Source organism: Vagococcus sp. 211 (assembly GCF_056322705.1).
Genome location: NZ_CM150475.1, coordinates 1,681,217 through 1,707,809, shown reverse-complemented (window position 1 = coordinate 1,707,809; position 26,593 = coordinate 1,681,217). Strand labels below are relative to the sequence as shown.

The window sequence follows — 26,593 nt, the reverse complement described above, 5'->3', positions numbered from 1 at the left end:
TGTTAACAGCATAAGCGGTAGATGGCTTCTGCATAGATGGCCATGGTTTGGTTCATTTCGGCTAGTTGCCATGTTTCGTTTGGTTGGTGCATGGTGTCTATTGTGTGTTTAAAGGTAGCACCAAATGCCACGCAATTGGGCATGGTTCTGGCAAATGTGGCACCGCCAGATACTTTTGGTTCACTCATGTCCCCAGTGACATCGCGGTAAGCGCTAAGTAGGGTTGTCACCAGTTCAGACTCGAGTGGGACATACAAGGAGTCCAAAAAGTCATATTCTTCGTAAGTTAACTGGTACTTAGAAGCTGTTTCTTTAAGAGCCGCAACGACGGTGTCTTTGTCTACAGTCACAGGGATACGAATGTCTAGTCCGATACGTGTTTCTTTTTCATCAATAGAAAGTGTGGCTGCGTTGAACGTTAAGCTACCTGACGCCTCGTCCTTTATGTCACCAATAACAGTGTATCCGTGACCGTCATGTTGGACACAATTGGCTAAGAAGCTAAGGGCCTCGTGTTGATGATGGGGTATCATTCCTTCTGCTAAGCGTATCCCAGCGTTGACACCAAGAGGGGCATCTTTTGAATGAATGGAGTGCCCTTTAACAAGGATCGCCTCATTTGTTGTCTCATAGTCATAGCCTAAACGAGTCAATTCTTCAGCTATTTCCTTAGAATGAGGACCTTTGTAGCAAGCCTGTTCAGGGACAACGTTCAGGGCGTTGCCACTTGAAACATGAAACGCTGTACTCCCTTCCCCCACTAAATAGGCCTGGAGTAGTCCTTTTTCAGCATAGGTTAAAGGGAAACCAGCATCAGGAGCAATACCTAATGTGATGGGTTGCTCTTTTTTGTGGTATTGTGCCATACAGCGCCACAAGTTCTCTTCATCGGTTCCAAAAATGAAACGAATGGTTTTATTGAATGTAGCACCGCTATCTAAAATCCCTTTAACAGCATAAAGAGCCGCAACTGTGGGCCCTTTATCATCTTGTGTGCCACGTCCGACAATACTATCCTCTATAATGGTTCCTTCAAAAGGGGGAGAGTGCCATAATTGTTCATCTCCGGCAGGGACGACGTCTAAATGACAAAGAATACCAAAAATTTCTTCTCCTGTTCCGATATCGGCATAGCCATAATAGCCTTCTGGGTCAATAAAGGTTTTGAACCCTTCTTCTTCAAAAATAGTAAGGCATTCTTTCAGACAATGAAGCACATCTTGGCCAAAGGGAGCACCTGGTTCACTATCTTGTAAATACGAAGGAATACGAATTAAGCGTTGTAAGGTATGAATCGCGCTTGTTTGATGGTGCGGTTGAATAAATGAGGTCATAAGACACACGTCCTTTCGTTAGGTGGTTTAAATGATATAGTGATTAGTATAGCATGTTATTACTATGAGACTAACTCTTTTATTTTTATTAAAAAATTAGTAGGATAATCGAATGGCTTGAAAAAGAAGAGGAAGCTTGTTATGTTTTATTAGAAACAGAGATGAAATAAAGAAGGTGTCTGATGTTGTCAGTAAAAAGAATAAAGAAAGGAGTGGGTTGGGTGCTGATAGTATACGTGTTATATGCTGTTTTAAGTGTCATAGGATTCACGTACGTTAGGATTAATCAAGCAACAAAAGAAGCGTCCAACATTTCTCCTTATGATTTAGCGTCTTTTCAAGAACAAAGCACAGCGAAAGAATATGTAGGAATGACACATCTTATAGAAGATGCGTTGCCTTTAAGGTTAGAATTGATTGATAAGGCGCAAGAGCAACTGTTGCTCGCACAATACACGATTAGTCCTGATGATGCAGGTCTACTCGTCATTGATCACTTAGCATCAGCAGCCAAACGTGGTGTTAAGATTCAACTGATTGTTAACGGGTTGTCTAATAACACAAGAGAGAGTTCTTCACTTCAACTATTGACTGGGTATGATAATGTGGAAATAAAACAAATTGGTGGTATTAATTTATTAAAGCCTTGGGAAATGAACAATGTGGTGCATGATAAGTTGTTGATTGTGGATGATAGCTACTTATTATCTTCCGGACGTAATATCTCAGATCGCTTTATGATTCCCTCAGAAACCAAAGGGGTAACAAGAGATATGGATGTGGTCATCCAATCGGATGGTGATAGATCAAAAGAGGGCGTCTTGTTTCAAGGAAAGACCTATTTTAATGAGCTATGGATGAGTCAGTCTGGGAAAGTGGTGAAAGATTATCCAGATTCCTCTAAAAAAAGAAAAAAAGAAAGAGAATACCAAGCGGGAATAGAGCAATCACGGGAGCGAAATAAGGTGTTGCTTCAGCACAAGGTGTTGGATAACATGGCTTTATTCGAGGTAGATAAAGGGTATCTCGTACATAATCCCACGGATCAACTTGTCAAAGTACCAGTGGTCTGGCAACAAATGACGCACTTGATGAATCAGTCAGAAAAACACGTGGAATTAATGAGTCCTTATGTTGTTATGACAAACCCGATGTGGTCTTTTGTCCATATACCAAAAGAGAGAGAATTCACTGTCTATACGAATTCAGGAGGGACATCGCCTAATATTTTTGCTTTTGGAGGGTATCTTACACAGAAAAAAACATTACAGAAAATGGGAAACATTTGGGAATTTCAATCCAAAGATTCCATTCATCAAAAAGCTTTTGCCGTTGATGATACTGTCTTTGGTATTGGTTCGCTTAATACGGATTCACGCTCTGCTTTTCTAAGTCATGAAAACATGGTTATCGTGAAGAGTAAAGGGGGAGCAGATCAGTTACAAAGTATTATGAAAGATTACGAAAATCAAAGTCTAAAAGCTACTGGCTTGTTCTCTTATGCTGAATCAGATAAGGTAGAAGAGAGCAAAGTTAGTTTCTTTAAACAAATGTTGTTGCTTCTATTTAGTCTTATTAGTCCTGTGATACGCCTGTTCTTATAAAAAAACCCCCTGTTTAGGAGGTTTTTTCTTTTGCTTTTATAGAATCTCCTGATACAAGCGTTCCACGTTACCAAAAAAGATTTTTTCGCATTCGTTTTGTGAGAAACCAGCTTTAGTGAGGGCTGTGTGGATCAACTCGACTTTAGAGATATCTGCTAATTCAGGATCAATTGGGATACCATCAAAGTCGGAGCCTAGGCCCACACACTCAATACCACCAATCTTTTTAAACGCAGTAATATGTCTGACAATGGCATCAATCAATGATTCTTGAGGCTGTTTTGTTAAGAAGTCTCTTGAAAAATTAATCCCCATGACACCTCCACGATTGGCAATCTCTTTGATTAAATCATTGGGTAAATTACGTGAATGGAAACACTCCTCTCGTACGTTGGAGTGACTCGCCACAAAGGGGGCTGAGGTGTGGGTTAACACATCTTTTACCAATTGATCGGAGCCGTGAGACACATCAATAATCATTCCCATTTCATTCATGGCTTTAACTACATCCGTACCAAAAGAGGTGAGGCCTTTTTGACGAGATGTGATGCGTTCTTTTTTATTATCAGCAAACATCATGTTAGGAAAACCAATGGCGTTTTCATAGTTCCAAGTAAGAGTCAGCATTCTGACCCCTTGTTCGTAGAATTCGTGGAGAGTGTGGAGAGTGTCTCCAATAGGCGCGCCTTCCTCCATTGTTAATAAACCGCTCATTTTCCCTGCTTTTTGATTCTCTAAGTAATCTTGGAACGTCAGGACAGGAGCGATTAAATCACTGTTATCTGTTAATTCTTGCTGATAGATATCAATGAAATGATGGCATGTTTCATAAGGCGTTGTTTCATTTTCTTTGTCTAAAAAAATAGCAAAATTTTGTAACGCCACGTTGTGCTCTGACATTCTAAGTAAATCTAATTGTAGCTCATTGCTTCTTAACCGTGTTTCCTTGTCGAGCCGTGTAATAGTATCACAATGCATATCAATTATTTTCATTAGATAACCTCCAAAGTTGTATTGGTTCTATGCTATCAGATAAAAGGTTAAAATCCAATGATAAAATTAAAATAAGATTAAAAAAGAGCCCGTGAAGGCTCTTTTTACGCGTTGATACGCTTGATTTCTCTGTTGCGATTGAAGAGGAAGGTGAGGAGTGCGCTTATACCTGTCATCACTAACAGAGTTAATATAATAGGAATGACTTTCATGCCATCTTTTGAATAGCCAACAAGAAGACTTAAGACATCTAAGAGATGTGCTCTGACTTCTGCACCTAGTAAATTTAAGGAAATACCAAGAATAGAAGGAATCATAATGATCCCTAATATCACCAATAGTTTAGTCGTCTTAGAAAATCGGTCATTAAATGTTCCGGCTAAAGTACCTAATGTGCTAGCGAACATGAGAAGGACAAGTAGGAAAGACAAGCCAATCCCCATATGTCCGTTAGCGTAAATATCCACGAGTTTTAAGCTAACGGAGAGATTTTTTAGTACCAATCCGTCAAGGAGCTTAACAATCAGAATTAAGATAATGGAAGTGATAGCAGAGATAATGAAAGAACTGATGATATTGGACCAAAAAATAGTAAAGCGTGAGACACTGTTTTGGATAAATAATTTGAAGTCTGAAGCGGCTCCAACAAAGGCTATCACCCAAAAATAAATGACAGATGCAAATAGAATATCTGAATGAATGGACTCTGCAGACCCAGAAGCAAGAATACCTATGACAGGAAATAGAACGCTAAAGAAGGCAAGGTACCCAAAAAAGTACAGAAGTGATTTTAATTGATAAGTTAATCGGTATTTAACAGCGGTTATGAAAGTCATGGTTTATCGTCTTCCTTTCTGAGTTAATTGAATAAAGTATTGTTGCAGTGGTAAAGGTTTTACGGTGATAGTATCGGGTAGATTATCAGCCAACGTTCCTTGTGTATAAAGTGTGAGTAAGTTGCCTAATTCTTCTTTACCTATGACAGGAAGCGTGCCGATAAATGGTAATAAGTCTTCCTTAGGACCAGAGATGATCTTAGCAGAGGTCAGAATAGCATCGATGCTTGCTTGTTGTTTGATCCGTCCTCTATCCACAATAATAACCTCTTCTAGTAAATGACTAATTTCTTCGATGAGGTGAGTGGAAATGACAAAGGTGCGAGGTCGTACTTCGTAAGACTCTAATAAGAATGAATAGAACAGCTCTCGGTGATTGGCATCGAGTCCTAAAACGGGTTCATCTAGAAAAATATAATCACAAGGAACACATAAAGCTACAATTAATTTAGCAATGCTGCGATAGCCTGTTGATAATTTTCTGACTTGTTTTTTGATAGGTAAATCAAAGTCGGTTCTCATTTTTTCTGCAAGCTCCCAATCAAAAGAGCCATAAAAAGCCTCGCTTATCTTGAACATGTCTTTGATCTTCATGGTAGAAGGATATAAGTTATCCTCACTCATGAGATAAAGGTGACGAAGGGCTTTTTCGTTGTCTATCACATTTTGTTGGTTCAATTCAATTTTACCTTTAGTGGGTAAACTACGGTTATTAATCATGTTAAGTAAAGTACTTTTTCCAGCTCCGTTACGTCCTAATAGGCCATAAATAGTATGGGGTTTTATAGTCAGAGTAACGTCATTTAGAGCCGCTTTATCACGGTACGTTTTAGTTAAATGCTGAATGCTTAGTGTCATGAATGATACCCTCTTTCTATTAAGTCTAGTAATTCTTGAGATGTAATGCCTAATTTTTTTGCTTCTTGAATAAGTAATAAAACGTCTTTAGTTAAAAATTCTTCCTTTTTGTGAGCCATGATTTTCTTTTGGGCTCCTTGTCGTACAAACATGCCAATCCCTCTTTTTTTCTCTATTAATTCTTGTTCAACAAGTAAGTTCATCCCCTTTAATACAGTGGCAGGGTTAATGTGGTAAGCCTTTGAAATCTCTGTGGTAGAAGGGATTTGTTCCTCTTCTTTAAAGGTACCGTTAAGAATGCCTTCCCTGATTTGTTCAGCCACTTGTTGAAAGAGCGGTTTGTCGCTAGCATCGTTAAAATTCATATTATCACCTCAGTTAACTGGTTAGTTGGTTGTGTAACTAACTATATATCCGTCGAGATTAAATGTCAACAGTTATTTAGTTGTTGTTAAAGAAAGAAACAAAAAAATACCCCTTAAGAACATCGTGTTCTTAAGGGGTATTTGTGTGGTCATTTTATAGTAGGATGATTTTATTTTGACAAGATGTAACGGTTTCTTCATCCCACAAAGAAACTTGTACTTCCCCGATGTGTGCTTTTTGTAGTAACAGCATACACATGCGACTTTGCCCAATTCCGCCACCAATGGTTAAAGGTAGTTCATCGTTCACAACGTGTTGGTGGTATGTGAAGGCTAAACGGTCTGTTGCTTTGGCTTCGATTAATTGACGTTGTAGGGAATCGCTATCTACTCGGATCCCCATGCTTGAAAGTTCCATGGCACAGGCTAAAGGAGCATGCCAGAAAAGCAGGTCTCCGTTCAGCAACCAATCGTCATAATCGGGTGCTCGGTGATCATGAGGTTCCCCGTGGCTTAACGTGTTCCCGATTTGAATAATAAAGGTCGTCGGATGCTCTTTAACATAGGCATGTTCTCTGTCTTTTGAAGATAAATCAGGGTATAAATCTAATAATTCCTGACTTGTAATAAAGGAAACGTTAGGATCAATGTGCACATCAAGACTTGGGTATTTTGTTTTAAGGCGACTTGCGGTTTCAACCATGGCATTGACCAAGCCTTGAACGGTCTGTTTTAAGTACTCTATGCTGCGTTGTTCTCTTGTAATCACACGTTCCCAGTCCCATTGATCCACATAAATAGAATGAAGATTGTCTAGGGTCTCATCTCTTCGGATGGCGTTCATATCTGCATATAAACCATTCCCATCATGGAAATCGTATTGTTTTAAAGCCACGCGTTTCCATTTAGCTAAAGAATGAACGACCTCACCATTAGTATTAAGAGCAGGAACATCGAAAGTCACCGGACGCTCACTTCCGCTAAGGTTGTCGTTTAAGCCTGAAGCATCATCCACAAAAAGTGGTGCTGAAACACGTTTTAATTTTAAGCTTCCTGTTAGAGCTTCTTCGAAACATCGTTTAATAAAACCGATGGCTGTTTGTGTGTCGTAAACAGATAATACGGATTCGTAATCTGTCGGAATAATTGTTTTAGTAATAAGTCATCCACTGCTTTCTAATTAATTTTTAATCTATTTTAACATAGATTGTTATTTTTTAAAGGTGGAATGACTAAATAACTGATTTTAAAGCAATAATTATTTTAAACGGTCTATAAAATAGCGAGTGGCTTGGTTGAGCTCTTGCTCGTTTTGTCTGACCACATAAAAATCTTGTTGTGGAGAAAAGTCTGTCATGGTGACGGTTGAAAAACGCCCCTCGGTTAAATCTTGTTGAATAGAGGTTCGATAAGAGAAGGAAAGACCTTCATTTTGTTTGACCAAATGCTTAATAAGGTTAATGTTCCCGACGCGTTGAACATGTTGAAAATCAGATAACCGGTAATTAAGTTGATGCAGTTGTTTATTAAGAGATTCCGATAAGCCAGACTCGCTTTCCCGAGCGACCATGGTTTCAGAAAATAGGTCAGCTAATTTGATGGTTTTACCTGCTAGATGGTGATTGTTTGAACAAAATAAAACAATGTCATCTGTGTAAAATACATCCTTAACAAACCCTGGTTGTTGGACAGGACCGGAGACCAATGCTAAGTCTATTTTCCGACGATCCAGTTGTTTCAATAGAGTAGAAGTGTTATCTACCATTAGAGAGACCTCAGCTTTTTCAAAGGTTTGATTAAAACTTTCCAAGCGTTTTGGAAGGTAATATTCTCCAATGGTTTTACTTGCTCCGATTTTTAAAGAGATTTGATTGAGCATTTCTTGTTTGATCCCAACAATTTCTTGTTGTAAAAATTTGATTTTTTCGTAGAGATATTGGCCTTCATTGGTAATAATTAATTGACGATCTTTAAAGATGACTAATGTTGTTCCGAGTTCTTTTTCGATGTACTGAATATGTTTTGTGACAGCTGGTTGAGTAAAGTTAATCTGTTTTGCTGTTTTGGTGTAACTCTTTGTTTCAACCAAGGATAAAAAAGTTTCATAACGATAATCCAACATTTTATAACGCCTCCCGACCTTAGTATACCTAATATATCATAAAATTATAGTTGTTATTACTAAATGTTATAAATGTATAATATTTTGTGATTTTACGTTTGTGATATTTTGCACTAGAATAAGTTGTGTAAAGTATAACAAAGGAGGAAATCATTTTGGAACAGACTAGTTTTAGTAAAGTAGGGACTTTTGATAAGAAGCAACCGCTCATTGCACTTGTACTTGTGATATTATTAATATTCTTTAGCTCTTATCTAGGTTCACAAAAAGCCGTTTTGTCTATTCAATTGCTTTCAGGTGTTTTGTTAGGGTATGTGTTAACAAGAACAAGATTTGGCTTTGCCGGAGGGATTAAACGAATTTATGTCCGAGGCGAAGGAAGCTTAACCAAAGCATTGTTGGTTATGTTGTTAGTGACGATGTTCTTATTCTTTGGTATTCAATGGATGGCAGCTGCTAATGGTGCAGTACCAGCTTTTAGAGCCTTAGAAGGAGATGTTATTATTCCAGGAACACAAAATGTCCAATTTGCCAATCTAGCGACCATTGTCGGAGGTATTTTATTCGGGATTGGGATGATTTTTGCTGGAGGGTGTGCATCAGGAACGCTAACGGATATGGGTGAAGGGGAAGGGCGTGCGATGTTTGTCTTTATCTTCTTTATTCTAGGATCAGCACCAGGTGAGTTAGCGAGATACACGTTTGATAACGGAGCACTAGGTAAAGTAGGGATTCAATCTTATTTACCAGATAGTGTCGGTTACTTCGGAGCGTTAGTGGTATCTATTGCCATTATGGCAGTCATCTACTGGATGACATTGAAGTACGAATCAAAACGTAAGGCTGAAGGAACCTACATGGATCCAAAAGGAGATTGGGAGGATTTTGAAAAACCTCTTGAAACAACAGAAGCAAAAGAATTCTCTTTATTCAGTTTTAGTACCTACCACAAATTGTTTATTGAACGATTCACTTTCAATATGGGAGCTATCCTAGTCTCTGTTGTTTGTACGTTCATCTTAATTACCACACATAAAGCATGGGGTGTTACCAGTGCTTTCTCTACACTGAATGTGGCGTTATTACAACCACTAGGTGTTAAATTTAGTTCACCTGCTTTTACTAAAATTGTAGAAGACGTGAATGGCGGTCTACTGAATAATGGTGGAACGATTCGTAACTTAGGTATTGTTGCCGGAGCAGCTTTAGCCTTCCTATTTGCAGGACGCTTTAAGTTTGCGATGAAGTTAAACAAAGGAGATATTCCTTACTTTGTAGCAGGTGGTTTGTTAATGGGATTTGGTGCTCGTTTTGCCAAAGGATGTAACGCTGGAGCAATGTACTCAGCGATTTCAACCTTCTCAATCTCAGGCTGGATTTTCGCGGCAGCGATGGTAATTGGTGGTTTAATTAGTTTGAAACTATTTGCTGGAAAAATGTCTTTAATTCCTGCAGCTAGAAAAAAATAAAAAAATCTTAGGAGGAATGATGTAAATGAGTAAACGTATATTAATTGTTGGTGGCGTAGCTGGTGGAGCGTCAACGGCGGCAAGAGTAAGAAGAATTGATGAGTTTGCAGAAATTATCATGTTTGAAAGAGGGCCTTTCGTGTCATTCTCAAACTGTGCATTACCTTTCCATTTAAGCGGTGCGGTGAAAGAAGCGGACGATTTAGTTCTAATGACACCACAAGTATTCCACAAACAATATAATATTGACGCTCGTGTGAACCATGAAGTCACAGAAATTCACCCAGAAGATAAAACAATCACGGTTAAGAACGTTTTAACAGGTGAAGAAAAAGTGGAAGCTTATGATGAGTTAATGTTATCACCAGGAGCTAACCCAATCCTACCTAAGAGCATTAAGGGCATTGGATCAGATCATGTCTTTACTGTACGTAATGTACCAGATATTGATAGCATCAAAAAATACATTGATACAAACAACATTAATGACGTTGTTGTTGTAGGTGCTGGATTTATTGGTATCGAAGTAGCAGAAAACTTACAAATGGCTGGCAAAAACGTTACGATTGTTGAAGCGGCTGACCAAGTAATGGCACCATTTGACTACGATATGGCTCAAATTTTACACAAAGAAATCATTGATAATAATGTGAATTTAGTGTTAGAAGATGGGGTTCAAGAAATCTTTTCAGACCGCGTTGTTTTAGCATCAGGTCGTGAAGTACCGGCTAAAGCAGTTATTATGGCCATTGGTGTGACACCAGAAATTTCATTGGCTAAATCAGCTGGACTTGAAATTGGTGTAACAGGTGGTATTAAAGTGAATCATCATTACCAAACATCAGCACCTCACGTGTATGCAGTCGGAGATGCGATTGAAGTGACACATTTCATCACACAAAAACCAACTCGTTTAACCTTAGCTGGACCAGCACAACGTCAAGCACGTGCTGCAGCAGATCATATGTATGGTAAAACATACCGTAACACAGGGGTTATTGGCTCATCAGTTATTCAATGTTTCGAAATGAACGCTGCTTCAACTGGTTTAAACGAAAAAGATTGTCAAAGAGAAGGCATTGCTTATCAAACAGCTTATGTGATTCCAAAAGACAAAGTAGGTTTAATGCCAAATGCACGCCCATTATTCTTCAAACTGATTTTTGCTGATCCTTCTGGGCAAATTTTAGGAGCACAAGCAATGGGTGAAGGAAATGTGGACAAACGCATTGACGTTATCGCTACAATGATTATGAACCATGCTAATTTAGAAGATTTGAAAGAGTTAGAATTATCATACTCACCAATGTTTGGTACAGCCAAAGATGTGGTGAACATGGCAGCTTTAGTTGGACTTAACGTATTAAATGGTGAATACAAACAAGTGCCAGTCACAGAAATTCGTGACTTAGTAGAAAACGATGCTTTCATTATTGATGCACGAGAACCACACGAGTTTGCAGAAGGACATATCAGAAACGCTGTAAGCATTCCATTCAGTGAATTCAGAGAGCGTTTGGATGAGATACCAACAGATAAACCAGTTTACGTTCACTGTTTATCAAGTCAACGTAGTTACAACATGGTTAAAGCGTTACAAATGCGTGGCTTTAACAACGTATCAAACTTAATGGGATCGTTCTTAGGTCTATGTATGTACGAATATTACAACGACCAAAACTTAAAACGTGAACCATTAGTGACAAAATACCGTTTCGATTTACTATAAAAAAATGAAAAGGGCATCGGCATAACGCTTGTGCCCTTTTTCTAAAAATAAAATGGAGTTGGAAAACCATGGATAAAGAAAAAAATAAACGACTATCAATCTATACGTACGGTACATGGATTACCATCATAGCCGTATGGTTTATTACGACTGAAACAGGGATTGTCTCATCTCGCCTTGTTCCATCTCCAGTACAAGTTGTCAAAACGTTTCTATCAATTTTAACAGATGGTTACAATGGCATTAGTTTCTGGGAACACATCGGTATTAGTATGTATCGATTAACGATATCTTCCTTATTAGCATTACTAACAGCAATTCCATTAGGTTTGTTGAGTGGGTATTTCGATCGTTTTAGAGCTATTATAGATTCAATTGTCCAATTTTATCGACCGTTACCACCCCTTGCTTACTATACCTTGCTTATTTTATGGCTAGGAATTGATGAGTCGTCAAAAATAACTTTATTATTTCTAGCAGCTTTTGCACCCATATACTTATCTTGTGTGTCTGCGGTTGGAAAAATTAATCCGGATTATATTCATAATGCCCAATCTTTGGGTGCTACTAAGAAAGATATCTTTTTTACAGTGGTGTTACCAAGTTGTTTGCCTGATTTATTTGTCGGTTTAAGAACAGCGGTAGGTGTGGCTTATACCACTCTTGTTTCAGCTGAAATGATTGCTGCCACAAGTGGTATCGGTTGGATGGTAATTGATGCCTCTCGTTACTTGAAGAGTGATGTGATGTTTGTGGGTATTATTATTATGGGAATAACAGGCTTACTTATTGATTTTGGCCTAAGAAAACTCGAAGAAAAAGTGGTCTTTTGGAAGGGGAAAGAGATGCTATGATAAAGAGAAAAACAAGTAAGACTAGTCTAATGGGATGGTTGATGTTACTGGGAGTATGTCTTTTGTTAGTCAGTTGTGGGGACAAAAAAACCAGTGACACAGATTTACCGAAAGAGGTGCGAATTGGTATTATACGAGTACCTAATGATAAACAAGTAGCCATTGCAGAAAACTATTTTGATACGTATTTTGCGGATAAAGGCATCAAAACAAAATTTATGTTCTTTGATTCAGGAGTGTCGGCGAATCAAGCCTTGTCTTCAGGAGGGATTGATTTTGCAGAGATGGGTTATACTAACGGGGTAGTGGCTTTAGCCACAGAACTTCCTGTTAAGTTGATTTGGATCCATGAAGTATTAGGGGATAATGAAGCGCTCGTGGCCCAAAAATCATTAAACATTAAAGAAGTCAAAGAGTTAAAAGGAAAAAAAATTGCAACGCCATTTAGTTCCACGTCACATTTTAGTTTATTGCAAGTACTAAAAGAAGCGGGAATTGATAAAGATGTGACCTTGTTAGACATGCAAACCAGTGAAATTGTCGCAGCCTGGGAGCGAGGAGATATTGACGCGGCCTATACTTGGGAACCGACATTGTCTACTTTACAAGAAACAGGGGATGTTTTAATAAATAGTAAAGAACTTGCAGAAAAAGGTTACATGACAGTGAACATTGATTTGGTTCACGAAGAGTTTGCAGAGAAATATCCGGAGCTTGTGGAAGATTATTTGTTGGCGCTAAATAAAGGCGTTACCATGTACCACACAGAACCTGACAAAGCTGCAGAAGCTGCGGCGAAAGAATTAGGTATTACAAAAGAAGAAGCACTGAGACAAATGCAAGGGACAACCTGGTTAAGTTTGGAAGAGGAAATCTCTAAAGATTATTTAGGAACGGAGAGTGCACCTGGTCATTTTAATCAAGTGTTCTATGATACCGGTGTCTTCTTGAATGAGCAAGGCGCTATTCAACATGTACCAAGTAAAGAAGAGATTCAGTCGTTCATTCAACCTAAATTTATTGAGGGTGCCATTAAAAAGAATGAGTAAAAGGAGTGCCTGACAATGACAACAACGCAACCAATCATCACAATGAATCAAATTTCTCAAGTTTTCAAAACACCTAATGAATCACTTCAGGTGATTGAAGATGTTAACTTAACCATTAATCATAATGAATTTGTCTGTATTGTAGGGCCTTCTGGTTGTGGAAAAAGTACCCTGCTAAAAATGATTGCGGGTTATTTATCCCCAACTTATGGAGAATGTTTAATGGATGGAGAACCCATTAAAGGACCAGATAAGAGTCGAGGGGTTGTGTTCCAATCCTCTCTTTTATATCCTTGGTTAACAGTGAAGAAAAATATCGCTTACGGCCCAACTGTCCAGAAGATACCAAAACCTGAGATAGAAAAACTAACCAAACAGTATTTAAAAGAAGTCGGACTTCTAGAATTTGAAAATTCGTATCCTTTCGAGTTATCTGGAGGAATGAAGCAACGTGTATCAATTGCCCGAGTTTTAATTAATCAGCCAGAAGTGATTTTAATGGATGAACCCTTTAGTGCTTTAGATGCGATTACAAGAACCAGCATGCAAACAATGTTACGCAGGATTTGGAAAGACGGTAAACGAACCATTTTCTTAATCACTCACGACATTGAAGAAGCATTGAAACTAGGGACACGTGTCTTGGTTATGTCAAAAAATCCCGGCAAGATTATTTATGAACATCAAACGAGCTATAGTGACAAGATGTATCAAGACCCGACGTATTTCCCAGAAGAAGACCCACAATTCCAAGAAGATAAATTAACCTTATTAAACTATATTGTCTAATTTTAGAAGCCTATTTTTTACCGAGAGAATGTCCAGTAAAAGATAGGTTTCTTTTTTTATCCAAAAATGCCTTGAGCCTATGTTGTACTAAATAAACATCTTATTAAAAATAACCGTTGATTAGTAAGCGCTTTATAAATATAATTGAAGGCAGTAAGATGAGAATGACGGTACAAAAATAGGTAAGTGAATGTGGAGGTTATTAATATGCTAGAAATGATGCCAAAAATTAATAAGGATCCCGTGTCTAATTGGATGACACAACAAGTTATTTTTGTTAGGAATACTGCTTCTGTCAGAGAAGCGATTGAAATATTAGATAACAATACTATTTTTGGTATTCCAGTTGTGGACGACTGCCACCATTTTTTAGGGTTGATTTCTAAAACGGTAATCATGAATTATATCTCCAATCCTTCAGTGTTTAATATGGCAGTACAAGACATCATGATGCGTGACTGCGAAACGATTCATCCGCTAGAAACAGTGAGTGATGCAGCCAAATTAAAAGGTGGCTGTCTACCTGTTGTAGATAATGAGGGGTATCTTGTTGGCATTATGACACGAACAGATATTATCAGAGCCAATGCTTCTTTATTAGAAAAAGCAGAAAGGAAAATTGATTCTGCAGAAACGTTGAAGCAAGTTTTAGATACAGCTTATGAAGGCATTGTTGTGGTAGATGGTGAAGGATATATTCAAGAGATTAACGAAGCTTATTGCCAGATTATTAATCGTAAACGAGACGATGTGATGGGGCTTAAAGTCGTGGATGTGATTGAAAACACCAAATTAGATGAAATTGCCAGAACAGGGGTGGAAGAAAGAGGACATGTTCAGCGGATATCTGGGATGGATTTAATTGTTCACCGGATTCCTATTATGAAGAATAATAAGGCTGTCGGTGCTATTGGGATGTTGGTCTTTAAGAACATATCAGAGATGCAAGAAATTTATTCTCGAGTGAATCTGAATAACAATGACAAAGACAATGGAAAAAATTACAAAGAAAATCGGATTTTAGATAGTATATTAGGGCGTTCCCCCCTTATCAATCAGGCCAAAGAACGAGCGCGAAAAGCGGCAGCTTGTCCGTCCAATGTGTTTATATCAGGCAGCAGTGGTACTGGGAAAGAAGTATTTGCCCAAGCGATTCATAACATGAGTTCTTATGACCAGGGGAAATTTGTTTGTGTGAATTGCTCAGCTATACCAGAAAACCTACTGGAGTCTGAATTATTCGGGTACGAAGAAGGGGCCTTTACGGATGCTCGCATGGGTGGAAAAATTGGTAAATTTGAAGTGGCTGAAGGAGGAACCGTCTTTTTGGATGAGATTGGGGATATGCCTCTTCATTTGCAAGCAAAACTATTGCGGGTGCTACAAGAGCGGACGATCGAAAAAGTAGGGTCCACTGAACAGAAGAAAATCAATGTTCGAATCATTAGTGCCACTCACAGGAACTTGAAACAAATGATTAAAGACGGCAATTTTAGAGAGGATTTGTATTACAGAATCAACGTTATTCCGCTCCATTTACCTGATTTGAAAGACCGAGAAGAGGATTTACCTTTGTTTATCAAGACCTTCGTGGAGCGTTTTTGTGAAAATTTCAATACGCCAATTAAAATGGTAGACGCCAAAGCAATGACAGCCATGTCTGAGTACCACTGGCCAGGTAATATCAGACAATTATTGAATGTTTGTGAAGCTCTTGTTGCGTTAGTTGATGAACCTGTCATCACATACCACCATTTGCCTGAGGAGATTCGGTGCAGTGATAGAGAACGAAAATTAGCTAACAGAGAACAACAACTCACCTTGGTAGAAGAGCAAGAAATGGTGTTGATTGAAGAATTGTTAGTGAAATATCATTACAATAAAAGTGCAGTCGCCAGAGAACTTAATGTGACTCGTAATACCTTATACGATAAAATCAAAAAATATCAATTAGCAGAGTGATCACAAATTACACAAAGTTGTGTAGTCAGTTGTACACAAACTGAACACATTTTTTAATAACGAAAACTAAAACGCTTACATACCAAGCGTTTTTCTTTTTGGCACGGTAATTGCTTTATAGAGAAGTGTAAAACAAACTAAGGAGGAAACAAGAATGACTAATGTTTACAAATTCGAAATGCCAAACCATATTGTTTACGGAGCAGATGCCCTGCAACAACTTGGTGATATCGCGAGTAAAGAAGGTAGCAAAGCTTTAATTATAAGTGACCGCATTATGGAGAAGATTGGAAATGTTGATACTTGTACAAAACTATTGAAAGATGCTGGTCTTTCAGTGGATTATTACCTAGATTGTAATACAGAACCCACAGACCTGTTTGTGGATGAAGCGTTAGCTATCTGTCGTTCATTTGAAGCAGATGTGATTGTCACGATTGGTGGAGGTAGTTGTATTGATACGGCTAAGGCAGTATCAGTAGTAGCCACAAATGGTGGGTACGTTGGTGATTACATGGGTGGTAAAACCTTAGTAAAAGAAACGCCAATCCCGCTAATTGCTATTCCAACAACGGCAGGAACAGGATCAGAAGCAACAGACGTAACGGTGATTACGAATACTAAAGAAGACATTAAGATGATGATTAAACAACACGCATTCTTACCTAAAGTAGCGATTGTTGATCCTTTACTAACTGTATCAGCACCAAAACATGTCACAGCAGCAACAGGGATTGATGCTTTATGTCATGCGATGGAAGCTTATATTTCTAAAAAAGCACAACCAATGACCCGTATTTTTTCTAAAAGTGCCGTACAAGGCATTATTCAAAATATCGAACAAGTTTACACAAATGGGGATGACATGGTTGCCCGTGAAAAACTATCAATTGCAGCGATGGAAGCAGGGATTGCCTTTTCAAACGCTTCAGTGACATTGGTTCACGGGATGAGTCGTCCGATAGGCGCGTTGTTCCATGTACCACATGGTGTATCCAATGCTATGTTACTTCCAGCTGTATTGGAATTTACGAGAGAAGAAGCAACGACTGAACTTGCTGAATTGGCTCGCTTGATTGTGGTTAACACAGCAGGTAAATCCGATGAAGAATTAACAGATGAGTTAATCGAAACCATTAAAGCCTTATGCTTAAACCTTGACATTCCTAACATGAAAGGTTGGGGCATTAACGAAGAAGAATTTAATAATATGGTAGATAAAATGGCAACGGATGCTTTAGCAAGTGGTAGCCCAGGAAATAACCCGAAAGTCCCAACTCATGCAGAAATTATGGACTTATACAAAGTTTGTTATGACTATGATTTTTCCACAAAATAATAAAAATAGCGTGACACAACATAAAAAAACACTAAAAGGAGATTGACTAAACATGGTAGAAAAATTAAAAAATTATATTAACGGTGAATGGGTAGAAGCGACATCAACAGAGTATTTGGACGTACCAAATCCTGCGACAGGTGAGATATTAGCGCAAGTGCCGATTTCTAACTCAGCAGATTTTGAAAAAGCTGTAGAAGTAGCAGACAAAGCTTTTGTTGATTGGAGCAATACAGCGGTTCCTCGTCGTGCCCGTATTATGTTTAAGTATCAACAATTATTAGTGGATCACTGGGAAGAGTTAGCTGAAATTATTACCATTGAAAATGGAAAAAGTTTAGCAGAAGCAAGAGGGGAAGTGCAGCGAGGCATTGAGAACGTTGAATTTGCCGCAGGTGCCCCAACGTTAATGATGGGTGAACATTTACCAGATATCGCAACAGGAGTAGAATCAGGAATGTACCGTTACCCAATCGGTGTAGTGGGTGGTATTACGCCGTTTAACTTCCCGATGATGGTACCATGTTGGATGTTCCCAATGGCATTAGCAACAGGGAATACGTTTATCTTGAAACCTTCAGAAAGAACCCCTCTTTTAGCGAATCGCTTAGCTGAGTTAACCAAAGAAGCTGGTTTTCCAGATGGTGTCTTCAATATTGTGCACGGGGCGCATGATGTGGTAAATGGTATTTTAACCCATGAAAAAGTAAAAGCGGTCTCTTTTGTAGGGTCTCAACCTGTGGCGGAGTATGTGTACCGAACAGCAGCGGCTCATGACAAACGGGTACAAGCTTTAGCAGGGGCAAAAAACCATTCCATTGTTATGCCGGATGCAGATTTAGATTTAACCGTCAAAAACATTACAGCAGCTGCATTTGGTTCAGCTGGAGAAAGATGTATGGCAGCAGCTGTTGTAGTGGTTGTTGGTGATGTGGCAGACGAGCTAGTAGAACGTTTGAAAGTTGCGGCAGATGACATTGTAATTGGTAATGGTTTAGAAGACAATGTGTTCCTTGGACCTGTTATTAGAGACACACATAAAGACAAAACAGTATCGTACATTGAATCAGGTATCTCTGAAGGGGCAACACTGATTCGTGACGGACGAGAAGACAAAGCGGCAGATTCAGAGGGCTACTTCTTAGGAGCAACGATCTTTGACAATGTTAAACCAGGAATGAAGATTTGGGCAGAAGAAATTTTCGCCCCAGTTTTATCGATTGTTCGAGTGGAGACTCTTGAAGAAGGGATTGCTGTAGCTAATCAATCAGACTTTGCTAATGGGGCATGTCTATATACAGACAGCGCTAAAGCAGTGAGAATCTTTAGAACCACAATGGATTCAGGTATGTTAGGTATTAACTTAGGTGTTCCAGCTCCAATGGCCTTCTTCCCATTCTCAGGATACAAAAAATCATTCTATGGAGATCTACATGCGAATGGTAAAGATGGGGTTAACTTCTATACTAGAAAGAAAATGGTTACAGCAATGTATTAATTCATAGAGGAGTGAAGGAGTTATGGATATCTTAATTATATTTATTGCTTTAGGTTTACTGATGTACACCGCTTATAAGGGGCATTCTGTGATTATATTTGCTCCACTTTGTGCCCTTTTAGCAGTCGCGTTTATTGCACCGAGTCAAATCTTACCCTTTTACTCCAACATCTTTATGGTGAAGATGGTTGAATTTGTCAAAAATTACTTCCCAGTATTTTTACTGGGAGCAATTTTTGGTAAATTAGTAGAAATGTCAGGCGTGGCGGAGTCTATTGCTAATACAATCATTAAATTGATTGGTGAAAAAAGAACCATGTTGTCTATCGTATTGTTATGTGCCATCTTAACTTATAGCGGGGTTAGTTTGTTTGTGGTTTCTTTTGCGGTCTATCCTTTTGCTAAAAAATTATTCATGGTTGCAGACATTCCGAAACGATTGATTCCAGCAACGATCACATTAGGTGCGATTTCTTTTACAATGGATGCCTTACCAGGGACACCACAAATCCAGAACGTTATTCCAACTACTTATTTTGGGACAACGTTATATGCAGCCCCAATTTTAGGTTTGATTGGTTCTGTTTATGTCTTGGTTGTGGGAATGCTTTATTTAGAAAATCGGGCGAGAAAATACAAAGCCCAAGGTGAAGGGTATTTTGATAGTGAAAAATCAGAAGCTGAGCGTGCTGCCTTTGAACAATTGAAGCAAGAAGAATTATTAGAAGAAGAAAGCACGATGAGAAAGGTAATGGCCTTTGCTCCTCTTGTGTTAGTAGGTGTATCGAATAAATTGTTTACAACGTTTATTCCTAAGTGGTACCCAACAGGTTTTGATTTTGGAGATATTGGTTTAGCCCAATTTGGTGTGATTGAAATCCAAACGGTTTTAGGTGTTTGGTCGGTTATTTTAGCGTTATTATTAGGTATTATTGCAACAATTCTTTATAACCCGAGCATTTTATCAGAAATCAAAGATGGCGTTAATTCAAGTGTTGGAGGAGCTCTGCTTGCTTCAATGAATACAGGATCAGAGTATGGATTTGGCGGAGTGATTGCAGCATTACCAGGGTTTGCGATTATTCAAACCGGATTAGGAAATACTTTTTCCAACCCTCTTGCCAATGCAGCTGTTAGTACTAACGTATTAGCAGGTATCACAGGATCTGCCTCAGGTGGTATGAGTATTGCGTTGAGTGCGATGGGTGATAAGTTTATCTTAATGGCCAATGAAGCGAATATTCCGTTACCGGTAGTGCATAGAGTTGTTTCTATGGCTTCAGGTGGAATGGATACATTACCACACAACGGAGCTATTATTACTTTGTTATCAGTGACAGGATTAACACATAAACAAGCATACAAAGACATCTTTGGTATTACATTACTGAAAACAACAGGAGTGATTGTTGTGATTGGTGTGTATTATCTAACAGGATGGGTATAGATACAGTAAGGAGAGCGAAAGCTCTTCTTTTTTTGTTTATATAAGTGAACAAAAAGAGTAAATGTGCTTAAAACTACTGTTGGGTTTATAGAGAGAATGGGAACTTCTCTTAGTTAAAACGATTTAAAATGAGTAAGTTACCTAAAAATGGGTAAGTTAGGTGTATTGTTGAGTAAGTTTAGCTGTTGGTTGTGAAAAAAAGGGATGACTTGGATAGATTAGTTGTTAATAATAAGGTTTTTAAGACTTAAACTCCCTCTTTTTTTAGCATATTGATAAAAAAAGAAAGAAATAATAGGTTTATTTTTTTAGAGAAAAAGAGCAGTATGAACAAACAGGACACTGTGGTTTGTTTTTTTACCTCATGGAAAATAGAAGAGGGGTATCTATTTTTAAAAATCTATATGTTATTATATCAACGGTTACAGTTTGTTTTGTGAAAAAAGATAATAACTTGTTCGTTCGTAAAAAGAACAAATGTTACATAGCTATTACTTGTGAATAAAAGTTAGATAAGTTTATCACAATCTAATTATAAGTTGACAAAAATGAGTATATAAAGTAATGTTATAGTACAAAAGTAAGTAACTTAACCAAAAAAGTAGCTACATCTTGGTTAAAACTGGTTAAAAGAGATGAGGAGGATGGAAATATTAAGAGTAACAGATTTAGCATGTTGGCGTATCTTCTATTATAGAGAAAAGCGACCATGTGGATCTGATGATGTAGCAAACGTATTTGTTAGTAAAAAAATAAAAGCGATTTCATTTAATGCTTTTTAGAACAAAAGCATTAAAGGCATCGATTTTAGCTCAGGTTTATGAAAGTAGTAAGAATGAATACAGTCATGTGGCTATTATATGATTCTTAGTTATTAAAAAAACAAACCCATGAGTAGGCGTCAAGTATCGTCCAGACGTCTAAGGTAACTCATTCTATAGAAGACAAAACAAAAAAGAATGATAGGACTTATTAATTAAGCAAGGAAGCCCGTTTTAGATGAAAAGACGTCACAGTTGTTCAAGGCATTAAAGAGTTTGAAATGATAAAAAAACATAAAAAAGGATGGTAAAATTTCATGAAACGATTTAAAAAAGCACTTATGATGGCATTTGGTCTTGTATTAGTAGTTGGTTTAGCTGCATGTGGTGGCGGAGAAAAAGATAGCTCAGATGTAAAAATTGGTTACGCTATTAACAACTTAAATGACACATTCCAAACATACATTTTAGAGAGTGCTCAAGAGGCTGCTAAAGAAAATGGATTTAAGGTAAGAGTTGAGAATGCTAAAGAAGATTTGATTTCTCAACAAGATCAAGTAAATACATTAATTCAAAATGGCGTGAAAGCCTTAATCGTTGTACCTGTGGACACAAGTGCTATGGAGCCAATCACTAAAGCGGCTCAAAATGCCAACATTCCATTAGTTTACGTGAACAGAAACCCATACGCTGGTAAAGAAGATACAATGCCAGAAAATGTTTACTACGTTGGATCAGAAGAAATTACAGCTGGTATCATGCAAATGGAATTTATTGGTGAGAAATTAGACGGCGAAGGTAAAATTGCTGTATTAATGGGTATCTTAGGAAACGAAGGCGCAATGAAGAGAACAGCTGGTGTGGAACAAGTCATGAAAGAAAAATACCCTAACATGGAAATTTTAAACAAAGAAACAGCTGAATGGCAAAGAGATAAAGCGTTAACTATCGCTGAAAACTGGATTTCAACTTATGGTGATGATTTGAAAGCAATCGTAGCAAACAATGACGAAATGGCTTTAGGTGCCGTACAAGCAGCGAAGAAAAGCAAACGTAATGACTTAATTGTTACTGGTGTAGATGCGATTCCTGATGCATTAGATGCTGTAGAAAAAGAAGAATTATCAGCGACAGTTTTCCAAGATGGTGTTGGACAAGGTGAAGGTGCTGTATCAATTATTAAAACAGTCTTAGATGGTGAAAAACCAAAAGAAAACGTAACGTATGTACCATTCCAATTAGTAACGAAAGAAAACGTGGCTGATTTCAAAAAATAAGGATAACAACTAAGTAGAAGAGGGGTACCTATGGATAATAAAGAGTATTTATTAAGACTTGAAGATATGTCTAAAGAGTTTCCTGGTGTGAAGGCTTTGGATAACGTTCAACTAAAAGTAAGGTATGGGGAAGCCCACGCCTTACTTGGAGAAAACGGTGCGGGGAAATCTACTTTGATGAAATGTATCATCGGGATGTACACACCAACATCTGGTAAAGTTTGGTTTGATGGAAAGTATATTGAAAACTACACGGTTATCCAAGCACTAAACATGGGGATTTCAATGATTCACCAAGAGCTTAGTCCTGTTATGGAAAAAAGCGTGATGGAAAATATTTGGTTAGGTCGTGAGCCTAAAAATAAATTTGGTTTGATTGATCATAAAAAAATGGCTCAAATGACTAAAGACTTATTAGTAAGAATTAATTTAGATGTGAACCCTAAAACGTTAATGAAAGATTTAACTGTAGCTACCATTCAAATGATTGAGATTGCTAAAGCTATTTCATATGATGCTAAAATTATCATCATGGATGAGCCAACGTCATCATTAACAGAAAAAGAAATCAAACAATTATACAAAATTATCGAACAATTAAAATCAGAAAACAGAAGTATTGTCTATATCTCTCATAAACTAGATGAGATTAAAGCTGTGTGTGATACGTTAACGGTCTTCAGAGATGGGCAATACGTCACAGAGAAATCAGTTTCTGATTGTACAGAAGAAGACATGATTAACCTAATGGTAGGTCGTGACTTAGATCAATTGTTCCCGAAAATCGAAACGGATATTGGCGACATTAAGTTGCAAGTAAAAGGGTTATCTGATGGTAAGTACTTTAAAGATATTTCTTTTGATGTTCGTGAAGGAGAAATCTTAGGCTTTGCTGGACTTGTTGGGGCTGGACGATCTGAATTAATGGAAACTATTTTTGGTATTCGTCATAAAACCGCTGGAGAAGTTTTCTTAAACGGAGAACTTATCCACAACAGACATGCGTATGATGCCGTTAATAATAAACTAGCCTTCTTAACAGAAGATCGTCGTAAGACAGGGATCTTCCCGATGTTATCTGTTGAATATAACATCGTATCTAGCTCAATGGACCAATTTGAAAATAAATTTGGTTTTGTGAGTAACAAGCAATTACACGATGAGTCAAAAAATTACATTGAAACATTAAAAGTCAAAACAGCGTCATCTAAAACACCTATTATGAATTTAAGTGGTGGGAATCAACAGAAAGTATTGATTGCTAAATGGTTATTAACTAAGCCGGAAGTATTAATACTGGACGAACCTACCCGAGGGATTGATGTCGGTGCAAAAGCTGAAATTCATAGAAACATATCGACAATGGCTTATACAGGGAAAAGTATCATAATGGTTTCTTCTGAATTGCCAGAGGTGTTAGGTATGAGTGATCGAATTGTTGTTATGCACGAAGGGGAAATAACAGGTATTTTAGAAAACAAAGGTCTAACACAAGAAGAAGTGATGGCTTACGCAAGCGGCACAAAAAATGATTTTAAATAAAGGTAATTGGAGACGAGACGATTATGGAAAATAAAAAAACAGGAATTGCAGGTATGGATAAGAAGAAATTTATACAAGAATATTTAATTGTATTTATCTTAATTGGTATGTTCATTGTTTTATCAGGTTTGAATAGTAACTTCTTAACGTTTAATAATATTTTGAACTTATTAACGCAAACATCTATTTATGGTATTTTGGCATTGGGATTATTCATTGTATTAGTATCAAAAGGGATTGACTTGTCTGTTGGTTCAACTTTAGCTTTCTCAGGTATTATGGTAGGAACAATTAGTCAGACAAAAGATGCGGTAGATAAAATCTTCCCGTCTGTAGGGAAAGCACCAATTTTGGTTTCTATTTTATTAGCTTTAATTATTGGTGGGATCATCGGTATTATTAATGGTTCACTGATTGCGTATACAGGGATTCCGCCGTTTATCGCAACTTTAGGTACACAGATTGCCATTCGTGGGGCAGCGTTACTTGTCTCAAAAGGAAAACCTGTTAGTAACATTAACCCAGAGATGAACATTTTCGGGGACCGCTTATTTGGTTTCTTACCTGTACCAGTGTTGATTTATATGGTTGTTATCGCCTTTATGGTGGTGCTGATGAATTACACGTCATTTGGTAAAAGTATTTACGCTATCGGTGGTAACGTCGAAGCGGCTGAAATTTCAGGAATCAAAGTAAAACGTAACATTGTATTAGTCTACATGATTTCAGGTATCTTTGCTGGTCTATCGTCATTAATTTATATTGGTAGAACGGGTGGTTCTATCCAGCCAGCAGCAGGAACAATGTTTGAAACAACAGCTATTGCTGCAGCGACGATTGGTGGTACAAGTCACGGTGGTGGTATTGGTAAAGTATGGGGCGTTGTTGTAGGGGCTCTTATCTTAGGAACATTAGCGAACGGTTTCACTTTATTAGGAATCGATGCTTATGTGCAACAAATTATCCAAGGGTTAATTATCATTGGTGCCGTTGTACTAGACATGAGAAAAAACAAACGCGCTTAAAATAAAAAATCTTTGTAAGCTATTAACAGCTTGCGAAGATTTTTTTGTTTTAGAAATAAAGCATGAGCCAGATTATTCACAACTTCTGACAGACAAATAAAAAAAGCAAGGTCATTAGTGACGTTGCTTTTTTTACAATTAGTTAAAATAAGTAGGTTGTGGTGCCGATACTAGACGGGTAGAGGTGTTACAACCTAGAAAAGATATGATATAATTTGTTTATCTAACGCGCCCTAAGGGAATCGAACCCCTGTCTCAAGAACCGGAATCTTGTGTGATATCCACTACACTAAGGGCGCAAAGTATTCCTTTACTAGTGTACCAAAAAATACGGAAATATCAAGATGAATTGAAAGGTGATTTTATGCGCTTTGAACATAGAATGAGTCAACAACAAAAACAAACGCAAAAGCTTGCTATGACACAACAATTAACGCAATCGATTCAAATGCTTCAATATAATGCAGAAGACCTACTCTCATTTTTAGAAAATAAAAGTTTAGAAAATCCTTTATTGGCTATTGAACCAGGAGAATATGAGGCACCTTATGAAGCTTCAAAAAGTCAACGTTATGATGTGTCTGAAACGGATTGGATGAGCCAAATACCAGATGAAGAAGAGTCATTGTTTGAATATTTGATTGATCAAATTCATCTGAATTACAGAGACACGCAATTAAGACAATGGGTCTTATTTTTAACAGAATACATTGATATTAATGGTTACCTAACCTTGGATTTAACTGAAGCGGCTCGTTTAACTGGTGCAACAGCTATCGATATGTTAGATGCGTTGACGTTGCTTCAAATGTTAGAACCTGCAGGAGTTGGTGCGAGAGATTTAAGGGAGTGCTTAATGCTTCAAACAGAAAGAGACGAACAGGCACCGAATTTAGCTTATTTGTTATTAGAAGAGATGTTTGAGGAACTTGCTGAAAGAAAATGGGCAATCATCGAAAAAAAATACGACATTCCTTTATATGAAGTACAAGAAATATTTGATTACCTTAAAACCCTTAGCCCTAGTCCTGGTGCTAGATTTGGCTCGAACGAAGAACAATACATCCACCCGGAAATTATTGTAAAAGTTGTAGGAGACACAATAGAAGTACTAAGTACTAAACGAACACAACCTAAAATAAGTTTTCAGCAGCATTATTTTGATAAAATGAATCAAACGGGAGATAAGGAAGTTGAAGCGTACCTTAAAGAAAAGAAACAAGAATTTGATTGGATAAAAAAAGGGGTAGAACAAAGAGGAGATACTATCCTAAGAGTTGCCACAGAAATTGTCCATAAGCAGCAAGCTTTCTTTTTAGACGACGCAAGACCTCTAAAACCAATGCGATTAAAAGAAATTTCAAGTTCTTTAAATATTCATGAATCCACAGTGAGTCGTAGCATTAATGGTAAGTTTCTTGAAACGACTTTTGGTGTGTTTGAACTGCGCTCTTTTTTTACGACAGGGATGGAAGTCACAGGAGAAGAAGATGTATCAACAAGTACGATAAAGCAAGCAATACAAGGGATTGTTGATCAGGAAAATAAAGAGAAACCTCTATCAGATCAGAAGATTCTAGAGGCTTTAAAGGCGCAAAAATTTGAGTTGTCACGCCGGACTGTAGCAAAGTATCGTGAAGCGTTGAATATTCCTTCTTCGGCGAAAAGAAAGCGTTATGATAAAAAATAATTGAGTATCTTACTTGAAATACACAAACTTTCTTGTTAGAATGAATTCGT

21 protein-coding genes and 1 tRNA gene are annotated in these 26,593 nt (G+C 37.7%); 14 read left to right on the top strand and 8 right to left on the bottom strand.

Annotation, left to right across the window (positions count from 1 at the left end; translation table 11 throughout):
• Nucleotides 1–2: 2 nt before the first annotated feature.
• Nucleotides 3–1,334 carry a M20 family metallopeptidase gene (locus tag ACVWM0_RS08240; protein ID WP_476472160.1) on the bottom strand — a complete coding sequence of 444 codons (1,332 nt, stop codon included), beginning with the start codon at nucleotides 1,332–1,334 and terminating at the stop codon, nucleotides 3–5.
• 221 nt (nucleotides 1,335–1,555) lie between these two features.
• On the opposite strand from ACVWM0_RS08240, the gene ACVWM0_RS08235 reads away from it, so the two are divergent.
• Nucleotides 1,556–2,938, top strand: coding sequence for a phospholipase D-like domain-containing protein (locus ACVWM0_RS08235; protein ID WP_476472159.1), 1,383 nt, complete (start codon nucleotides 1,556–1,558; stop codon nucleotides 2,936–2,938).
• Nucleotides 2,939–2,974: 36 nt separating this feature from the next.
• Here ACVWM0_RS08235 and ACVWM0_RS08230 read toward each other — a convergent pair whose 3' ends face one another.
• The 6 genes from ACVWM0_RS08230 to ACVWM0_RS08205 form a co-directional block, all read right to left on the bottom strand.
• The gene (locus tag ACVWM0_RS08230) at nucleotides 2,975–3,931 is read right to left on the bottom strand and encodes a dipeptidase (RefSeq protein ID WP_476472158.1); all 957 of its coding nucleotides are present in this window, start codon (nucleotides 3,929–3,931) and stop codon (nucleotides 2,975–2,977) included.
• 104 nt (nucleotides 3,932–4,035) lie between these two features.
• The gene (locus tag ACVWM0_RS08225) at nucleotides 4,036–4,767 is read right to left on the bottom strand and encodes a hypothetical protein (RefSeq protein ID WP_476472157.1); all 732 of its coding nucleotides are present in this window, start codon (nucleotides 4,765–4,767) and stop codon (nucleotides 4,036–4,038) included.
• A 3-nt stretch (nucleotides 4,768–4,770) separates the two neighbouring features.
• Nucleotides 4,771–5,625 (bottom strand): ATP-binding cassette domain-containing protein, encoded by an 855-nt coding sequence (locus ACVWM0_RS08220; protein WP_476472156.1) that lies wholly within the window; start codon nucleotides 5,623–5,625, stop codon nucleotides 4,771–4,773.
• Nucleotides 5,622–5,990 (bottom strand): GntR family transcriptional regulator, encoded by a 369-nt coding sequence (locus ACVWM0_RS08215; RefSeq protein ID WP_476472155.1) that lies wholly within the window; start codon nucleotides 5,988–5,990, stop codon nucleotides 5,622–5,624. The genes ACVWM0_RS08220 and ACVWM0_RS08215 overlap by 4 nt, the downstream gene beginning before the upstream one ends.
• Before the next feature lie 154 nt (nucleotides 5,991–6,144).
• Nucleotides 6,145–7,149: an aspartate--ammonia ligase gene (gene asnA / locus ACVWM0_RS08210; RefSeq protein WP_476473695.1), complete on the bottom strand. Its 1,005-nt coding sequence runs from the start codon at nucleotides 7,147–7,149 to the stop codon at nucleotides 6,145–6,147.
• A gap of 99 nt (nucleotides 7,150–7,248) precedes the next feature.
• A complete protein-coding gene (locus ACVWM0_RS08205) occupies nucleotides 7,249–8,112 on the bottom strand; it encodes a LysR family transcriptional regulator (RefSeq protein WP_476472154.1) in 864 nt (287 codons plus the stop codon).
• A 155-nt stretch (nucleotides 8,113–8,267) separates the two neighbouring features.
• Here ACVWM0_RS08205 and ACVWM0_RS08200 point away from each other — a divergent pair, with 155 nt between their 5' ends.
• The 12 genes from ACVWM0_RS08200 (at nucleotide 8,268) to ACVWM0_RS08145 (ending at nucleotide 24,853) form a co-directional block, all read left to right on the top strand.
• Nucleotides 8,268–9,581, top strand: a complete 1,314-nt coding sequence (locus ACVWM0_RS08200; protein ID WP_476472153.1) for a YeeE/YedE family protein — start codon at nucleotides 8,268–8,270, stop codon at nucleotides 9,579–9,581.
• A gap of 25 nt (nucleotides 9,582–9,606) precedes the next feature.
• Nucleotides 9,607–11,310, top strand: coding sequence for an FAD-dependent oxidoreductase (locus ACVWM0_RS08195; protein WP_476472152.1), 1,704 nt, complete (start codon nucleotides 9,607–9,609; stop codon nucleotides 11,308–11,310).
• 68 nt (nucleotides 11,311–11,378) lie between these two features.
• Complete coding sequence (locus tag ACVWM0_RS08190; RefSeq protein ID WP_476472151.1) at nucleotides 11,379–12,164, top strand: ABC transporter permease; 786 nt, start codon at nucleotides 11,379–11,381, stop codon at nucleotides 12,162–12,164.
• Nucleotides 12,161–13,213 (top strand): taurine ABC transporter substrate-binding protein, encoded by a 1,053-nt coding sequence (locus ACVWM0_RS08185; RefSeq protein ID WP_476472150.1) that lies wholly within the window; start codon nucleotides 12,161–12,163, stop codon nucleotides 13,211–13,213. Before ACVWM0_RS08190 ends, ACVWM0_RS08185 begins: the two co-directional genes overlap by 4 nt.
• Before the next feature lie 15 nt (nucleotides 13,214–13,228).
• Nucleotides 13,229–14,002, top strand: a complete 774-nt coding sequence (locus ACVWM0_RS08180; RefSeq protein ID WP_476472149.1) for an ABC transporter ATP-binding protein — start codon at nucleotides 13,229–13,231, stop codon at nucleotides 14,000–14,002.
• 207 nt (nucleotides 14,003–14,209) lie between these two features.
• A complete protein-coding gene (locus tag ACVWM0_RS08175; protein ID WP_476472148.1) occupies nucleotides 14,210–15,964 on the top strand; it encodes a sigma 54-interacting transcriptional regulator in 1,755 nt (584 codons plus the stop codon).
• 154 nt (nucleotides 15,965–16,118) lie between these two features.
• On the top strand, nucleotides 16,119–17,303 hold the full coding sequence (locus ACVWM0_RS08170; RefSeq protein WP_476472147.1) for an iron-containing alcohol dehydrogenase: 1,185 nt from the start codon (nucleotides 16,119–16,121) through the stop codon (nucleotides 17,301–17,303).
• Nucleotides 17,304–17,355: 52 nt separating this feature from the next.
• On the top strand, nucleotides 17,356–18,801 hold the full coding sequence (locus ACVWM0_RS08165) for a CoA-acylating methylmalonate-semialdehyde dehydrogenase (RefSeq protein ID WP_476472146.1): 1,446 nt from the start codon (nucleotides 17,356–17,358) through the stop codon (nucleotides 18,799–18,801).
• A 22-nt stretch (nucleotides 18,802–18,823) separates the two neighbouring features.
• Complete coding sequence (locus ACVWM0_RS08160; RefSeq protein WP_476472145.1) at nucleotides 18,824–20,248, top strand: GntP family permease; 1,425 nt, start codon at nucleotides 18,824–18,826, stop codon at nucleotides 20,246–20,248.
• A gap of 1,078 nt (nucleotides 20,249–21,326) precedes the next feature.
• A complete protein-coding gene (locus ACVWM0_RS08155) occupies nucleotides 21,327–22,286 on the top strand; it encodes a substrate-binding domain-containing protein (protein ID WP_476472144.1) in 960 nt (319 codons plus the stop codon).
• Between the two features lie 30 nt (nucleotides 22,287–22,316).
• Nucleotides 22,317–23,828, top strand: coding sequence for a sugar ABC transporter ATP-binding protein (locus ACVWM0_RS08150; RefSeq protein ID WP_476472143.1), 1,512 nt, complete (start codon nucleotides 22,317–22,319; stop codon nucleotides 23,826–23,828).
• A gap of 23 nt (nucleotides 23,829–23,851) precedes the next feature.
• Nucleotides 23,852–24,853, top strand: coding sequence for an ABC transporter permease (locus ACVWM0_RS08145; RefSeq protein WP_476472142.1), 1,002 nt, complete (start codon nucleotides 23,852–23,854; stop codon nucleotides 24,851–24,853).
• Between the two features lie 227 nt (nucleotides 24,854–25,080).
• Here ACVWM0_RS08145 and ACVWM0_RS08140 read toward each other — a convergent pair.
• Nucleotides 25,081–25,152 (bottom strand) — tRNA-Arg (locus tag ACVWM0_RS08140).
• A 65-nt stretch (nucleotides 25,153–25,217) separates the two neighbouring features.
• Here ACVWM0_RS08140 and rpoN point away from each other — a divergent pair.
• A complete protein-coding gene (gene rpoN, locus ACVWM0_RS08135) occupies nucleotides 25,218–26,543 on the top strand; it encodes an RNA polymerase factor sigma-54 (protein ID WP_476472141.1) in 1,326 nt (441 codons plus the stop codon).
• Nucleotides 26,544–26,593 lie beyond the last annotated feature (50 nt).

What these genes read in the sequence shown, in the direction of transcription:
- ACVWM0_RS08240 (WP_476472160.1), bottom strand. Translation starts at nt 1,334, where the DNA reads ATGACCTCATTTATTCAACCGCACCATCAAACAAGCGCGATTCATACC.
- ACVWM0_RS08230 (WP_476472158.1), bottom strand. Translation starts at nt 3,931, where the DNA reads ATGAAAATAATTGATATGCATTGTGATACTATTACACGGCTCGACAAG.
- ACVWM0_RS08225 (WP_476472157.1), bottom strand. Translation starts at nt 4,767, where the DNA reads ATGACTTTCATAACCGCTGTTAAATACCGATTAACTTATCAATTAAAA.
- ACVWM0_RS08220 (WP_476472156.1), bottom strand. Translation starts at nt 5,625, where the DNA reads ATGACACTAAGCATTCAGCATTTAACTAAAACGTACCGTGATAAAGCG.
- ACVWM0_RS08215 (WP_476472155.1), bottom strand. Translation starts at nt 5,990, where the DNA reads ATGAATTTTAACGATGCTAGCGACAAACCGCTCTTTCAACAAGTGGCT.
- ACVWM0_RS08205 (WP_476472154.1), bottom strand. Translation starts at nt 8,112, where the DNA reads ATGTTGGATTATCGTTATGAAACTTTTTTATCCTTGGTTGAAACAAAG.
- ACVWM0_RS08195 (WP_476472152.1), top strand. Translation starts at nt 9,607, where the DNA reads ATGAGTAAACGTATATTAATTGTTGGTGGCGTAGCTGGTGGAGCGTCA.
- ACVWM0_RS08190 (WP_476472151.1), top strand. Translation starts at nt 11,379, where the DNA reads ATGGATAAAGAAAAAAATAAACGACTATCAATCTATACGTACGGTACA.
- ACVWM0_RS08185 (WP_476472150.1), top strand. Translation starts at nt 12,161, where the DNA reads ATGATAAAGAGAAAAACAAGTAAGACTAGTCTAATGGGATGGTTGATG.
- ACVWM0_RS08180 (WP_476472149.1), top strand. Translation starts at nt 13,229, where the DNA reads ATGACAACAACGCAACCAATCATCACAATGAATCAAATTTCTCAAGTT.
- ACVWM0_RS08175 (WP_476472148.1), top strand. Translation starts at nt 14,210, where the DNA reads ATGCTAGAAATGATGCCAAAAATTAATAAGGATCCCGTGTCTAATTGG.
- ACVWM0_RS08170 (WP_476472147.1), top strand. Translation starts at nt 16,119, where the DNA reads ATGACTAATGTTTACAAATTCGAAATGCCAAACCATATTGTTTACGGA.
- ACVWM0_RS08165 (WP_476472146.1), top strand. Translation starts at nt 17,356, where the DNA reads ATGGTAGAAAAATTAAAAAATTATATTAACGGTGAATGGGTAGAAGCG.
- ACVWM0_RS08160 (WP_476472145.1), top strand. Translation starts at nt 18,824, where the DNA reads ATGGATATCTTAATTATATTTATTGCTTTAGGTTTACTGATGTACACC.
- ACVWM0_RS08155 (WP_476472144.1), top strand. Translation starts at nt 21,327, where the DNA reads ATGAAACGATTTAAAAAAGCACTTATGATGGCATTTGGTCTTGTATTA.
- ACVWM0_RS08150 (WP_476472143.1), top strand. Translation starts at nt 22,317, where the DNA reads ATGGATAATAAAGAGTATTTATTAAGACTTGAAGATATGTCTAAAGAG.
- ACVWM0_RS08145 (WP_476472142.1), top strand. Translation starts at nt 23,852, where the DNA reads ATGGAAAATAAAAAAACAGGAATTGCAGGTATGGATAAGAAGAAATTT.
- rpoN (WP_476472141.1), top strand. Translation starts at nt 25,218, where the DNA reads ATGCGCTTTGAACATAGAATGAGTCAACAACAAAAACAAACGCAAAAG.